The organism is Psychrobacter sp. UBA6291 (assembly GCF_002439405.1).
Taxonomy (GTDB): domain Bacteria; phylum Pseudomonadota; class Gammaproteobacteria; order Pseudomonadales; family Moraxellaceae; genus Psychrobacter; species Psychrobacter faecalis.
The window spans coordinates 1-15,333 of the sequence record NZ_DJUD01000074.1; the positions used below are offsets into that span (position 1 = coordinate 1).

The following is a 15,333-nucleotide window of genomic DNA, read 5'->3' on the forward strand; positions in this document are numbered from 1 at the left end:
AAGACAGTTTAAATAATCGACCTAGAAAGGTGCTAGGGTTTAGAACACCGCTTGAGGTAAAATCTAGCTTCGGGTGCGTTGCACTTCAATGTTGAATCTAAGAAGTTTAATCCTCACTAAGGATTACATCATCCTTTAGGGTCTCGTTCGGTTTTATTCACTTAGATTGCTGATCATTGATTTGCTTTAACATTCTGATGGTATTTATATCGTAATTACTTGCGTAGAACTGATCCAAAAGCTCGTTAAAAACTGAGCTATGCTTAAGAAACCGTAGAGATAAACTTGGTAAACTAAGCGTATTAATAGGCGTTTACCATGACTAAGAAATTAGGAACCTACAGCGACTAACTTAAAGCCGAAGCCGTCAAGAAGATAGCGGATAATAACGGTAATATCTCAGCGACTGCAAAGCAGCTTGAAATTGCGATACAAACGTTATCTAACTGGCAGAACAAAGCCAATCAAGGCAAGCTTGTCGGTACAGAATAATATGATCCTAATATTATGACTGCTCTTCAAGAAATAAACCAACTCAAGCGACAACTTAAAGTTGCCGAAGAGGAACGATAGATCCTAAATGAGGAGGGATAAAGCGAAGCACTGCTTTGGCCCGACGCAAGATGAGAGCTATGCTCGAATGAGGCCACGGCGTACTTTGCAAAGCACAGTTAGTCAGGTAAGCCTTTATCAAAGATAACCAGCACTTCTTTAGCATCACCACTATGTGCCGCGTGCTAAGTGTTAAGCCATCAAGCTATTACGACTGGATAAATTGTGATATCAGTGACCCAGATACATCGTAAGCATTGTGAGCGACTGCATGCAAAGCTAATAGAGCAAGGCCATGACATTAGCTTGTACATGGTCAGGCGTACTAAAGAATAACATGGCATCAAATGCCGTCGCCACAAACGTTTTAAAGTCACCATGGACTCGAACCATAATAAAATGGTTTACCCAAACGTGTTGGATCAGCAGTTTGATGCTAATCGTCCTAATGAGTCTTGGGGTTTCTATTTATAAAATTTTTTTATTTCAAATCACTATCTTTTTTTATTTAGACCTAACATTTTCAATAGCACTCATTAATCTACGATTCGTTTCAAAGGTATCAATGAACATTATAGAGTGGCTAGAATCTAAGGAATCGACAGTTTGCTTTAGTTCTGCACTCATATCCACTACATCCCAAAAAGGATGAACAATAACAAATGCTTCAGAGCTAGGCCCACTGGAGTTATGCAACACAACCGGAAGGTTTAATGGACCTACACTGATAATATCTCGTTTATACGGATCTAGGCGTTTGATATCATGTGCAGCAATTTTAGCAAGCTCAGGCCAATCTTTAAGCTCAGAATACTTCGTGAAATCTCCATCTAAACCCACTCGATGTGTAGGATCAAATAAACATCTTAAAAAACTGAGTCCTAATCGCCAATCTAGTAGACCATGGTATCCCCTATTACCATAGCGTTGAATGCAACGATAGCAAGAGCGATGACATTCCTCACGATGCTTACTTTCAAAAAAACTGCCAACCATAGGGTCTGATAAATCATTTAACATTGAGTCTATAAGTTCTACAACTAGAGGTGATTTTCCCTCTATATTTTTTGTTAATCTTTGACAGAAACCAGCGCCATTTACCAATGTATCAGCTATCTGCAAGATGGGCCTCTCTTCACGAAGCCTAGGCTCAAGAGGTTCGAACTCATCTGGTGATATATCTAAAGCTAGAGAAGCCCTCTGAACTATAAGCTGTGTCGCACTAATAGCCGCAGCCCTTAAGCTTGTCCCTGAGCGTTCTAATTGAGGTCCCAGTCTATCCATAGATAAACCATCCGCGATTGACAACATGCTAAGGTTTAGAGCATCTGTGCGCTTTTTTGAAAATAGCTTTACTTTTTGTACTTCAGGTAATTCTGGTTGTACCTGCCAAAGCTTTGAATATTTTTGAGCTTTATCTAATAATATCGCTTGATTTGGAACCTTATCAATATTTAATTTAGAATTTCCTTGGCAATATACCTTATTCTGAATTCTGTGAACCATCTCGTAGCTTTTAGAGTTTCCATCTACATCTAAAACCCCTCTATTTCTTCTGATAATATAAGCTTCTTTACCAGTTGCAAGTGATAAGTTTGTTCCTACAACTTTTTCCATCTGCATAGGTGCAATAATCGCTCCAGTTTCCCGTCTTATCATAGGATGAGGAGGTTCAGTGCCGTCAGACACTCGCGGTCGAAAATCAGTTCTAAATGCACTGGGTGAATAGTAGATACTAAAAGCTTCTTGGGGTATCTGTTGTTTACAATCGTCACATTTGATTCCATTATCACTTTGGGCAAGTAGCTTTAGTGCACCACACGTAGGGCAGTCAGCAATGCTCACTTTATCATTCCACCACTCTGCTTTAGGCTCAGGAATGAGTTTAGCACCACCACGCCTTAGCTGGACAAAACCTAATTGATCAGTAAAGCCGATACTTTCATGAATTTGTTTATCTCGAATCACCACTTGTCCTGGAGAAAACTCATAAATAGCGATATCAATTTCGCGATCGACAGAATCCCATTCAGACTCATTTTCACCAACTGACTCTAAATTCAAATATAGATTTCTTACTCTGGTCGGCATGCCAAACATTGGTAACAATCCGTTCTCAGCTAAGAATTGAGCCAGTCCCATTTCACGATTGCTACCTTCTTTTTCTAAGACATTGATCTCATCGATCAGTTTATCAGTTGTTAAGTAAGTTAAAAGATCTTGCTCTCGATTTACTACCCCCTGACCTAGAGTATTAGCTAGTTTTTCAGCGATTGGCTGGGTCTCTCTAAGTGCAATTGTTAAGCGTTGCTTCCAGCCTTTGACTTCGTCGTAGTAGTCAGTCGTTAGGATAAACTCTCCATGTATATCAGATTTCATATTATCACCTGGATAATTGCTATCATCTTCCCCCCTTAATAGTTTGAAAGCTTCTGTAAGCCAAACTTTTCTCAATAAACGCAAGCTAATATCTATGTGCTCTACTGTTAAGAAAGGCGGTGGTGGAGCATCTCCTGTGATTGCTTCAGGATGGCGAAAATAGTGCATATCATGACTACGACCTCGGCACAATGTCATTGCCAGAGAAAATGCTTGTCTACGTCGTCCAGCACGTCCTACACGCTGTTGATAATTAAAACGTTGAGGCGGCATGTTAGCTTGGTATACAGCTTGTAATGCACCGATATCAATACCAACTTCCATTGTTGTAGTAACTGAAAGCAAATCAATTTCTTGAGCTTTCTCTTTGATTGGATTGCTGTTATCATCAATCGAAATACCCCGAAAGCGCCGTAATCGCTCTGCGGGCGATCTTGTTTGTCCTGTCAACTCCTCGCAACGCAATCTAAATACAGACTGATCATCTGCAAAGGCTTTATCTAATCTTTTAGATATGTAGTTGCGTTCCCTAAGCTGCTGTGATTTGAGATTAGGTTCAGTAGGCAAGTGTTGGTGACAACGCGTACATATACCTGTACCACGATGTAAATGAGCTCTATTACAGGTAGTACATTCATAAACTGGATCTTCAGGTTTAGCAAGTTGAATAAATAAACTTTCGATTCGTATAATGCCACCTCGATGATTAAGCTTTTCCATTTCTTTTAAAATATCAGTCATTTTATCTTCACTGATGCCAGAGGCTTGTAGAAAATGCTTCACTCTTCTACTACTTATAGAGTAACCGCTCACCCACTCTTTAATTGAGTCCTGCTTCACCCATTTGTTGGCTAATACACGATAATTATCTGCAAAAACCCTTAAAATCGCATTAAGCTCATCTGAGTTCTGTTGATGTTGAGCTTCAAAACAAGCGTAACCAATTCCTGTTTCTTCCAAAGCAAAATAGTTACGCGCAAAAATAACATCTTCAATCAAAGTTTGTTGTGCTTTCGCCACTGCATTTTTTGCATCTGTAGTTTTCGTACCGTCAATCTTGTCATCCCAATAGATTGTTCCGTCCTGCTTCTCTTCAAAATAACTAAACCACTCATTGTGATTAATTTTTTCTACGCCGGTGTCATCTGTAGGGTGCACACCTATAGCAGTCATCCCCGCAAGCAGTGGCTGAGCCTTAAAACCTGTCTCGATAATACCTTTTTCATTTGTCTCTAAAATTGCTGCTAATGGGATACGATCAGGACTTAACTGATTTCTTTTAATTTTCTTTATTTTGTTATCAATTTCATCTGCTAAATCATAGTCCCCTTTTTTTTCTGCTTCTTCTCGCCTGGCTTTTAGAGTTTCGACATCCTCAACCAGTGCACTATTGATTAGTGCATCCACCAGAATCCTACGACGAGTGTCATTATGGTGATGACGTTCAATATCAATGGCTGTTTTAGCTGCATCTTGACGACTATCAGAAAATGCAATCACTTTAGGACTATTACCAGCTTGTTTAAGCAGTTCAAGAACTTCAGTAGCCAGCAATTGCGATGTTTTAGCAAAACCAGTACGAAAACTACGAATAGGTGATTTACGATATTGCTCACTACGGCGTGAATAATCAGCCCCACACGCAGGGCAGCAGTTTGGTGCTGCAGTCTTCTTACGTTGTTTATCTTTATCAGATACATTAATCATGTCGAAGAGTTGTCCTGAGATAAAATTCGCAGGGTTAGTTGGACTAGTTGAACGTAACTGACCATTGTATGGATCTAACGACATAGGAGCCCACGATTCTTTGTCATTATCACCTCGTTTGGCTGATTCTCTAGATGGCCAAAATAGAACAAACTCCTCGTGACTTAGGTCTTCAATACCCGAACCAACGCCAAACTCTGGAAGTTTTTCAAGGTCCTGCGTTTGAGGGAGAATTTCAATTGGCGATCTTGAGTTATTACGAGAAGCTTTTCCACGTAGCCCTCCAATAAACTCTGTATTACATCCCTCACATAAAAATAATTCAAATAGCCGCTGGTTACCTTTAGAAGTCTGGATATGACTAGTACCACTCTCAACCGACAACCCTTCATAAGCAAGCTGACCTTGTTGCATCATGGGTGCGGCAAATAAACCCTCCAAGCTTCTTAAAAACAGGTGCTCCCTAAAGGAGATTGCCTCTGACCCCTCTATATCTCCTAACCCTCTTATGATCATTAAACCACGTAAAGCTTTATGTTCTCGACTTTCACCAAAAATCCTTTCTGCTAACGTTGATATTGAGCGAGCTTTGGTTTTCCCCTCTTCATCTGTACAACTTGTTGCCAGTCTAGCAGCAACTTCATTCACCATGTCACTGGTTGCGTGAGATTGAGACAATCCTAAGGCTATTTTGCAAGCATCTAGTAGTTTCTCTAATTGCTGATCTCTGTCTAATTTATTCGTTAGCTGACCTAGATAGCGGCCATCTGGTGTTAGATAGTCTACCACTGCTATAAACGGTCTAGTATCTATACATTGTTGAGTAATGGGTTTAGGTATATCAGTATTGCCTGAAACAACAGCTTCTGCCCAGTCCTCAGGCTTTTTAGCTCCTTTACTATGACTATCTACATAAGTTCCAAACGGTCCAAAGAAGTCATAAAGATACCCCAAGCTTTGATCACCTTCAGTACCATCCAAGGGTAAAGAAGCACTAGACGCTAATATACGCAGCTTATGGCGATACTCTGTACGATCCAACCCCAGTCGGTTAATTAAAGTACGAATGAGAGCGGCCATTTCGGTTCCTGTTGAACCGCGTATTAAATGCAACTCATCCAAAACCAAGAAGAAGTAAGCTTTAGGATCCGTTTCAAGCCATTGTTTAGTCTTATCGAAGATTTGAGCATCAACCTCCCTAGAAAGCATTGCATTCAACATTGAAATATTAGTAATCAGTAAATCCGGTGGCGTTTCTTGCATGTCCCATCGTGTAACAAGTTCTGACCCCGTAAGAGATGGAAATAAATAACGTGTTGTATCAGTCTCAGGATTACTCCTATCATACGCCAATGCCTTTTCTTGATCATTCGCTAATGTCATCAACGTGGTCTTAGTGCGTTTTACACGGCGCTTAGTAGCTGTTTTTTCTTTTTCATCATCTCGTCGTCTTGGATGATTCAAATAACCAGGAACAGGGCTTGCACTGGTATAACGGCCAAAGAATATCCGATTACCATTGGCTCTTTTATCTAATACTTCTATAGCCTCTGGCGAGTCTAACATAGTGCGTAAGCGCACCATTTGATCTTCTACTAGTGCATTCATTGGATACAAAATTAATGCACGCACTGCTTGTGGTCGATTACTGTCTTCACCTTTTCGGTGGTACTCAAACCTACTTCCTTCACGCCACCATTGGTGTTGCAAATAATCTGCTGGTGGCGGTCCCCATTGCGTCGCTTCTGCCATCAATTCTGCCAAAATAGGCAATAAAAATGACTCTGTCTTGCCTGAACCTGTACCAGATGCAACAATACCAGGATGCCCACTCTTTAAACCGCGTTGCAGCATTTGCACTTGATGAACATAAGGTGAAAATACACTCTGTCGTGATAACTCGCCTGTGGCTGGTTTGCCAGGGAACAACCCAGAAAACATCATTTCAATGATAGCTCGGCGTTGCTCACGATTAAATTTCTTTAATGGGTTATCCTGACACTCATCATCTAAACAATCTTCCAATCGAATATTTGTTGATTGATAGCGTAAAATAGGCTCAATAAAAGGTTCTGGCATTAAATTGCCTGATTGTCGTAACAAGCGCTGCCTTTCTTGACTTAAATCTTCACGGCGTAATCGATAAACTGTATCTAAATAAGAAAGATAAAGCTCTAAAATGTCGTTGTAAGCACCTATTGGATCTAGCATATTACCCTCTTATTTATCTAATAACTCTTTCAGCCATAGTTGACCTTTTTCAAGTATCTCAGAGTAGTTCTCGCTAGCTACAGATACCTTTTGATAAGCAAGCTGTGTACATCTTTCTTGAGCAATTGAAAGCCGTTGTAATAACCTTTTGTCATACTCAACTTGATTATCAAATTTAAGTGGCGTACTAAATCTTGTTAATTCTGGCCACAGACGCTCTTGATCAATGAAATTATCATCAATAGTCGCCATAACAAGTAAATTACTTGGTCTTTCAGAGCTATATAAGACACTTATTAGACTTGGCAACCATAAATCTATGGCCGTCCGTTGTAAGCCATCAAGCCAAACTAAATGATATTGATTTGGGTTCGCTACTGCCGTTGACCACGCTCTCGCAAAACCAGTCTTAGTTCCTTGGTTTGGTTGCATCCATAAGTCATCTAAATTTAAGATATTTGGACCTAAACTCTCTCGAAAAATCACTCCACCCGTAACAATTTCTGCGTATTTAGGTATGAGAATTTCTGCTGAAATTGATGGTAAAAGAACAAAATCACCTGAGCGTAAAGCACTATCAAATAAATTAAGCTCTAATTGTGATATAGCTGCTTTCTCTTCAAATGCTTGAATTTTGGCATGAAACTCTGAATTATCGATATATGGAATATCATCTCTTCCTGATCCTCTCGACCATGGTGGTGTAGTAGAATCTATAGGCTTAATCAGCCTTCCTTGATCATGCAGAGCAATTTTTAGACGTTCTACAAGGGATACATTTTCTTGATTATCTAATTCTTTAATATCACCAAGTGTTTGATTAAGATGGCCAATTTCTACTAGTAACTGTTGATTCAAGCTTGAAATCTTTTGCTGTAACTCATCTTGAACGACTTTTTTATTTTCTAATATGCCTTGTTTTTCCTGGATATTTTGTTTCAAGCTCTCTTGTTGTGATAACAAGTCTGTTAGCTCTGACCTAATCTCTTGTTCAATAATAGGTCGTATCTTTTGATGATAGGCACTACTTGCTGCTTGTTGTGCTATCTCCAGCTTCTGCTGAAAAGGTTGCATGTTTGATAGAGTATCGACTACTTGTTCTGGCTCTATTAAAGACCTAGCAACCCTTTGCTTATATCCTTCTAACCATTCATGTGTATCAGTCCAATTTTGTTGTTTTGTAATGTTGAGTGCACGATCTAATAGACTAACTAAATCCGCCCGTTGCTTTTTAGTAGTAGCTTTTAGATATTCATCATAATTTTTTAGCTTGTCCAATAAGTCATTTAATATATCGACGTCTAGCTTCCACGTTATTTCGCGAATGAAATCGCCAACAGTCACATCAGGGACCTCTATAAACTGTCCTTCAAAAGTCTCTCCATCAAAGATGGAACTGTCAAAAGAATAAACTTCCACGTCTCTTGTTTTAGCTACATAACGACCATTACGAGGATGGGACATGACTTCGACAATGGCACATTCTGTGTCAGATAATGCAACGATAACTTCATTTGGTTCTGCATCGATAGCATCAATACTTCCCAAACCAAACTCTACTAACTTATAGCGTATTTGTTCTGTACTCATATGTCTATAATCAATAACGACTGTGGGCTTCTTCCGTTCCTCAATAATATAATGATCATGCTCTTTATCGGATGAATAATTGTTATCATCACTTATTCTTGGATTTAATTTAACAGTAAAAATAAGAAATTGTTTTTCAGCTACGCCATACAATGAAGGAGCAAAAACTCTACCGACAGGCGCTAAATCACTAGTCAAGGTTTGTTTTTTCCATTTACCATCAATTGCTTTTGCAATACCACTGATTCGTGTGTGAGGTCGAGGTGTATAATCAACCTCACCAAAATACCATTGTTCTGACACTTGTTTTTCCTCTTTTTAAATGTAGCTTATTCGGCTACCGCGACTACGTTGCTTTGCAATTTCCAGAATAAGTTTCTTTGGTTTAACTTTATTGTTACCTTGAATAGCGTAGCCAAATATAGCTTGCAATGTGCTTAATTGCTCCTCACCCACACCATATTGATACTGCGAACATTTTGATATAAGAGCAGGACCAGATTGCAGGGCAGTTAATTGTCGTAACCATCTAGCAACTGGCAACGGTAAGTGGCCATTTAAGCTCTGTCGTTTTAATATTCCATTATCGTATATAAAAACCGGTTTTTTAATTTTCCTTGCATACTCCAAAATTGCAATATTGCGTTGCGTCGTAACAAATCCCTGATCTTCATCAATAGCGTATACGTCCCTATCATCATCACGTGTAAACCTTCTCAACATTTTAGCGTTAGATATATTGTGGTTTAATGGAATAAACAATCCTGGCTCAGCTTTCCAAATGCTGGATAATTGACGTCCCATAACGGTTCTATTTTCTACAGGCCAACATTTTGGAGCTGTTTTTGCGACAATGTTTTTACCAATTTCAATATTCCACTGAAGTTCTTCGGCTAGCTTCTTAATTTTGTCACCATGCAAACTTATAACAGGGACTGCCCACTCCAACTGAGCATTAATATATATTTCAACACCCTGTCTTATAGCTTCAACTTTGAGTATTTCTAGTTCTTTATGAGCGATAGCACCCTCAACGATTGCGGTTAAACTACCTGTTAATACAATCTTTGGGGCTTGCACACGCCAAACGCGTCCCCGCCAACGCCCACTAAGATCTTGCTCTAGCCACCCTGCTTCCTCCAAAGAGCGTAGCACATCCCAGACCATGTATTTAAATTCAGGTTCTTGAGGTAAAACTGTCTGTAAGATAGCAATAATCTCTGATTCTGATCGAGGGGATTGTGCACGAGCATATAATGCTTCTAATGCATCGCACAGGCGATTAGGGAATACACCTATTGACATTACATTTTGGGTTTCAAAAATCGGTGTACCTAACTGATAATTAAGTTCTACCGACGCTTCAAACCCATTTTTCCTTTGTGGCCATGAGTCATTGAGTGGTGCATTATTAAAAAATTGGATTCTTTTTAATGTAAGTTCATCATACCCATCAATTTGTCTTAAGTTCCATTCTTTATCAATCAAGTCATCATCAATGATCGTAACGATATTATCCTCAATTTGAACCTTTAATGCTGGGTTTGTACTAAATTTACTACTAGGTTCAATTTTAATAATGGGTAAGTATCCTGAACGTGCCAGCCACTTATTACGTCCTAGTGGTATCCCTCCTTCAAACTTCAATCCCTTTTCTGATATATTTTGCCCCGCTACCCCTTGACCATAGGTTATCTCTAAGGCCTTTTGTAATGGCATATTTTCAGAATAACACCACCTTTCGGCAATGCTACAAGGATGTTGAAACCGCTCAATGATTTCAGGGCGATTGGCTAGAATAATAGCTGTATCTTCTGCTTGAGGCTTTCTATCCTCTTGTGTCCATAGACCACCATGACGCTCAAATAGAACAATACAGCCGTTATCTAATAAAGCTTTAATTTGTTTTGGTATCCGAGGCATTTCTAAGAATTGTAAAAAACCCCCTTGCCAAAAAGGCACTTCTAAATCTTGACGTCGATTTCCTTTTGCTAAAACTACTTCTTCTAACTCATCACCATCCCATCCACCAAATCTGACCGACACCGACCATAACAAAGTATGTTTTTTGGGATTCTCTCGATTAATCTCAGATAAAATACTAAGTATTAACTGCCAAAAGTGATGGTTCTCTATGGCTTGAATGCTTTCATAGCGTTTTTTTAGGTCAGATAATTCTTGTTGCATCAATACTGGTAATTCACCATAATAATCTTCATCTAGCTCGACCAATAAAGATATTGAACTTTCGAACGCTCTATAGCTTAGTTTTTTTAAAACATTTTTTAGTTGCTTTCGATCATCGCGAGAGGGGTAAGCTAACTTTACGGCATAGCCAATAACCGTCATATTCCCTATATCTTTAGGCAAAATAATTTTTCTATAACTCTTACCTTGCTGGACTTGATTACCTATCCATCTTGATAAAGCCAACCATAAACTATTAATTCCGCTTACACCTTGCTCGGCACCTTGGTCATCATCTAGCAAAGCTCCTAGTCGCTCTCGATATTGATTACTATCTCCCGCATTAGTAGTGGTAGCAGCCACAAAGCAAGATAATATCAAAAAATGAAAATTACTATAGGCTTTTGCTCCTTGAATCTCATCTACTTTAGTTGATAGAAAATCTCTTACTAATTTCCTAGTAAAAATTGACATGAATGCATTTTGAATATCCTCATCGGAGTATCCATTCATACCTATCGCATCTGCTAAGCCTGCTGGAGTAACGTCCAAATTAGTTAAGTCTGAATTGCCATATGGACCTTCTGTACTTAAATAATGTTGCTGTAGAGAAGTAATCCATTCTTTCTTTGTCAAACTAGCAAGAGTCGTTTGCATTGCTATGGTCACAGTGACTTATCCTTACATACTATTTAATAAATTCGCAACGTTCACTTCAATACTACCGTACTTCGACTTTCGTTTATACAAGGTTATGAGCTATGCTGAAGAAACCGTAGAGATAAACTTGGTAAACTAACGACTCGATAAGGAGTTTACAATGACCAAGAAAATTCAGAGCTACACTACAGTACGGAATTCAAAGTAGAAGCTGTCAAAAAGATATCAGATAATAACGGTAACTTGAGGGCGACTGATCGGCAATCGGCAGGTAGGAATAGCCGTGCAATTGGGAGAACAAAGCTAATGAAGTCAAGCTTACGGGCACTAAGCCGTAGGATCCCGCACTCATGGCCATTATAGAAGAGAATAAACGTCTTGAACGCAAGCTCAGCGCAAGACGAGCAATACATTCTAGATGAGGAAGGATAAAGCGAAGCACTGCTTCTTCCCAAAGCAAGATGAGAGCTATGCTCGAAGTCACGGCGTACTTTGCCAAGCACATATCATGAAATACGCCTTTATTGGTTCAAGAAAACACGACTGTATAGCACGATTGGTTATGTGTTACTTTTTGAGTTTAAAAAACGATATTATGATAATTTAATCCTGTTAGGTAGTGGTGGCAGTATTGCAAAAAACTATGAAATACAAAAGCGGTCGCAGTGAGCGCTCATAAAACAAGAGATGTATAAAATGAAAAAGTTGATGTTAGGGTTGGTTGCTATAATGATTTCGTTTGGGGCTAATGCCGAAAAATGGGACTACTCATCAGGTGATGATGATTTTGGCAGAAGTTTTGTGGCTGCGTCCATTGCTTCGGACAAGGACGGTTTTAGCATCGTTATCTCTAATATAATTGGATCAGGCTATGAGGTGTCTATTGGCATCCCTGATGAATACACTGCATCAGATTGTAGCCTCACTAAGTGCGAGATAACGCTATCAGCCAAGGATAAAAAATCTAAAACATTTTCGACAGAGATAGATGGGTTTGGCAATGGGTGGGTTGTAGAAGAACAACAAAAGGCATTCCTTGCTTATTTTGAAGGTAACAAAGCAGTTAGGTTGAAAGTGCCTGTTAATAAGATCTCAAAGACGGTCACTTTTACTCAAGAAAAGCGCCTAAGCTCTACAGATTTAGAAGCCAAAGGCAAAAAACGCAAGTAACCTAATGCTTATTGTGGGGGTATAACCTAGCCCTTTATTCAGGGAAATAAAGCTAGGTGATGCTTTAATAAAAACTCAATGATACTTGTAGCCTTCAATGGGTGTTGATAATCCTCTGATTAGAACTGTAGATTCAATCATATAACGGATTCTGTATTAGCTAGGCGCATACCACCCCCAGCGGAAATAATTATTTTACCCTTCAAACCTATTAATAGACCACTCAAAATAGACTGATATAATGGAACTACTTATACCAAACTGCTAAGCTCCTCATATTTACTAAGGCTAATTATGACCACATACATACTAGACACCGAAACCACAGGGCTGAGTGAGCCACACATGACTGAAGCCGCCTACTCTATTGTTGATATCATTAATGGTAAGGTAAATGTGTTGCAGGAGCCGAGAGCGAAGCGCTTCAACCCTCTAAAAGAAATCAGCTTGGGCTCTATGGCGATATCACATATCTGTGATGAGGATGTTTCAGATGAACCACCTCATACAGACTTCAAATTACCTAGCAGTGTAGAGTACTTGATTGGTCACAATATTGATTTTGATATGGCGGTTCTTAGAAATGCGGGTGTGACCCATACACCTAAGTTGATTTGCACCAATGCCATGGCTAACTGTCTTCTTCCTACGCTAGAAAGCCATAAACTAGTATCCCTCCTCTATCACTTTCACCGTGATATAGCCCGTGCTCAAGCAAGAGATGCTCATGCTGCCATTGCTGATATTTACTTCACTGAGCTAGTGCTTGGTAGTTTGATCGATTTGGCGAATAGCCAAGGTCATGAGATACGTGATGTGGAGAGCTTATATGAATTTAGTGAAATAGCGCGTATACCGACTCATTTAAGTTTTGGTAAACATAAGGGTGAGGCTATTGCAGATTTAGCGACTCATTCGGATGGTGCTGGATATTTGAAATGGCTATTGAAACAAGATACGGTTGATCCTTATTTGGCTGAAGCTTGTAAGAATGCTCTAGAGTAGTGTGCGTAAATATAAGTAGCACCAAGCTAGCGCTTTTATTATTCGCTTATTTTGCCTGTTGTATTCCCTTATACAATTGACGCCGACGCTCTTGTGCAGCGTTATAGCGATGAGCTTTCGCCAGCTCGGTCTCTTCATGATTCTGGATTAGATCAGACGGCATCATCAGCGCCTCATCCATATTGATCGTATCGACATACATAGCATTACCTGTGAGAATTGAGCGCAATACTTTATTGGCATTAGTTTCATGAAGACTTTCAATCACAGCAATGCATCTATCAACATCTGCTAACTTTAGCTTAATCATCATTTGGGCATCGTAATAAGACTTAGAGTGGCCATTACTTGCTGCCAAACACCATAGAGCCACTAATATTTCAGGGCTAGCGACAGGTACATCAGCCACACTAAATATCTCTTTAGGTATGGGCTGACTCAATGTAAGACCTTTATGGGCGCTTTGGAATGAAAGTTCGAGAGGATATTTTTTAGTCTCATCACTTTCATCTTTGACAGCAATGATGAGCTGTTGGTAGGCATTCCATATAAAATCAATCTCATATTCTTTAAGAACGCTTTCAAGTTTATAGCAGTCACTTTCAGAGACCATGAAATTAATATTAGTGGTCGCACGAGAAGGTGCGTACTCTGAGTATGCCACTGTGCCGATAATCACATACTCAATGTTTTCTTCTGACAGAACATGGATGAGCTGTTTAAATAAACTTTGGAATTTATTCATTCGGCCATCTGATTCAAACAAACTTAAAAGTTCCATTGACTCACTCATATCTACCCGCCAAGTTTTATGTCAGTTATCGTCAGTTGTTACTCATTATTTTACAGAACTTCTAATAGGATTGTTTTCTCGTTTGATCATCACATTAAACCATGCATCTTTACAGTCGACTCTTTTATCAGACGATAACCAGATATCGTATTCAATCACTTGCGGTATGTTAGCAACAATGGTTTTCCAACGTAATTCATCCATATCACAAAAGAAGCGCTCCTCATCTACTCGCTCCCCTTCTCCATGTTTAAATGACAAGTACATTACCCCATCATCAGTCAAGGTTTCTAACAATGACTCTATAATGCAAGGTAGCTCGAGAAAAGGTACGTGTAGCAATGAGGCGCAAGCCCAAATGCCAGTAAACTTATTTTCCCAAGCCTGATTTTTAATACTGCTAAAATCTAAGTGAACCCAACTAATTCTGCTCGACATATGGTGCTTCTGAGCCCACTGAATTAATTCGGCGCTGGCATCTATCGCTGTTACCTCATAACCTTGTTTGGCAAAGTAATTTGCATCCCTACCTGAGCCACAGCCGACATCTAAAACAGACTGCGTATCTCTTTGAGGGAGCTGACTAATAAACAGCTCGTATAAATCATGCATATCTATGCTTACCGTTTGACAAGCAAACTCAACGGCATTTTCATCATAATAGTTAAGGGTGCTTTTAGAGGCTCGTTTGGTCATAAAGTGGCATATCTATTTATCAGGCTCTAAGCTGTGGCAGGGCATCAGGATTAATTGGCCGCAACTTTATACTTGGTTGTGGTGACCAGACTAAATCCTCATGTTCCACCGCTATTTGATAAGCCCACTGGCTAATCGTCTCTGATCGTTGCTGATTGGTTATAAAGCCTATGGTTTTTGCTTGCTGTTCAATCGTATGACCGTGTTGTTGATTGCGCTCTAGCCACTTCTCATAGAACAGCTCTTCAGCAAGATAATCCCGTTTGCTGTTGTTACAGCGATGATCAGTAAGTACGAAGTTGTGAGTGGTATCAATCGGATATTTCGACCAAGGAATAAAGTGATCGACTTCAATATTATTTTTGGTGGTGTATCAAAAAGTA

The 15,333-nt window shown here is 39.5% G+C and carries 8 protein-coding genes and 2 pseudogenes; 4 read left to right on the top strand and 6 right to left on the bottom strand.

Annotated elements, in window-relative coordinates:
- Nucleotides 1-318 precede the first annotated feature (318 nt).
- Both B3R91_RS13535 and B3R91_RS13540 read left to right on the top strand, forming a co-directional pair.
- Nucleotides 319-570, top strand: a pseudogene (locus B3R91_RS13535) (transposase); the annotation flags it as partial.
- Between the two features lie 74 nt (nucleotides 571-644).
- Nucleotides 645-1,011, top strand: a pseudogene (locus B3R91_RS13540) (IS3 family transposase); the annotation flags it as partial.
- A gap of 45 nt (nucleotides 1,012-1,056) precedes the next feature.
- Here the strand turns inward: B3R91_RS13540 and B3R91_RS12735 are convergent.
- Genes B3R91_RS12735 through B3R91_RS12745 form a run of 3 tightly spaced genes read right to left on the bottom strand, consistent with a single transcriptional unit; the run spans nucleotide 1,057 to nucleotide 11,295 of the window.
- Complete coding sequence (locus B3R91_RS12735) at nucleotides 1,057-6,849, bottom strand: DEAD/DEAH box helicase (protein WP_286797977.1); 5,793 nt, start codon at nucleotides 6,847-6,849, stop codon at nucleotides 1,057-1,059.
- 9 nt (nucleotides 6,850-6,858) lie between these two features.
- Nucleotides 6,859-8,742 carry a hypothetical protein gene (locus tag B3R91_RS12740; protein WP_286797978.1) on the bottom strand — a complete coding sequence of 628 codons (1,884 nt, stop codon included), beginning with the start codon at nucleotides 8,740-8,742 and terminating at the stop codon, nucleotides 6,859-6,861.
- A 15-nt stretch (nucleotides 8,743-8,757) separates the two neighbouring features.
- Nucleotides 8,758-11,295, bottom strand: a complete 2,538-nt coding sequence (locus B3R91_RS12745; RefSeq protein WP_286797980.1) for a hypothetical protein — start codon at nucleotides 11,293-11,295, stop codon at nucleotides 8,758-8,760.
- 687 nt (nucleotides 11,296-11,982) lie between these two features.
- Here B3R91_RS12745 and B3R91_RS12750 point away from each other — a divergent pair.
- Both B3R91_RS12750 and B3R91_RS12755 read left to right on the top strand, forming a co-directional pair.
- Entirely contained in the window at nucleotides 11,983-12,456 is a 474-nt protein-coding gene (locus tag B3R91_RS12750; protein WP_286797981.1) for a hypothetical protein, read from the top strand.
- A 345-nt stretch (nucleotides 12,457-12,801) separates the two neighbouring features.
- Nucleotides 12,802-13,461, top strand: coding sequence for a 3'-5' exonuclease (locus B3R91_RS12755; RefSeq protein WP_286797982.1), 660 nt, complete (start codon nucleotides 12,802-12,804; stop codon nucleotides 13,459-13,461).
- 46 nt (nucleotides 13,462-13,507) lie between these two features.
- Here the strand turns inward: B3R91_RS12755 and B3R91_RS12760 are convergent, their stop codons facing one another.
- The 3 genes from B3R91_RS12760 to B3R91_RS12770 are packed head-to-tail and all read right to left on the bottom strand — an operon-like array spanning nucleotide 13,508 to nucleotide 15,305.
- Entirely contained in the window at nucleotides 13,508-14,254 is a 747-nt protein-coding gene (locus tag B3R91_RS12760) for a hypothetical protein (RefSeq protein WP_286797983.1), read from the bottom strand.
- A 45-nt stretch (nucleotides 14,255-14,299) separates the two neighbouring features.
- On the bottom strand, nucleotides 14,300-14,950 hold the full coding sequence (locus B3R91_RS12765) for a class I SAM-dependent methyltransferase (protein WP_286797985.1): 651 nt from the start codon (nucleotides 14,948-14,950) through the stop codon (nucleotides 14,300-14,302).
- Nucleotides 14,951-14,969: 19 nt separating this feature from the next.
- Nucleotides 14,970-15,305 carry an HNH endonuclease domain-containing protein gene (locus tag B3R91_RS12770; protein WP_286797986.1) on the bottom strand — a complete coding sequence of 112 codons (336 nt, stop codon included), beginning with the start codon at nucleotides 15,303-15,305 and terminating at the stop codon, nucleotides 14,970-14,972.
- Nucleotides 15,306-15,333: the final 28 nt, after the last annotated feature.

What these genes read in the sequence shown, in the direction of transcription:
- B3R91_RS12735 (WP_286797977.1), bottom strand. Translation starts at nt 6,849, where the DNA reads ATGCTAGATCCAATAGGTGCTTACAACGACATTTTAGAGCTTTATCTT.
- B3R91_RS12750 (WP_286797981.1), top strand. Translation starts at nt 11,983, where the DNA reads ATGAAAAAGTTGATGTTAGGGTTGGTTGCTATAATGATTTCGTTTGGG.
- B3R91_RS12755 (WP_286797982.1), top strand. Translation starts at nt 12,802, where the DNA reads ATGACTGAAGCCGCCTACTCTATTGTTGATATCATTAATGGTAAGGTA.
- B3R91_RS12760 (WP_286797983.1), bottom strand. Translation starts at nt 14,254, where the DNA reads ATGAGTGAGTCAATGGAACTTTTAAGTTTGTTTGAATCAGATGGCCGA.
- B3R91_RS12765 (WP_286797985.1), bottom strand. Translation starts at nt 14,950, where the DNA reads ATGACCAAACGAGCCTCTAAAAGCACCCTTAACTATTATGATGAAAAT.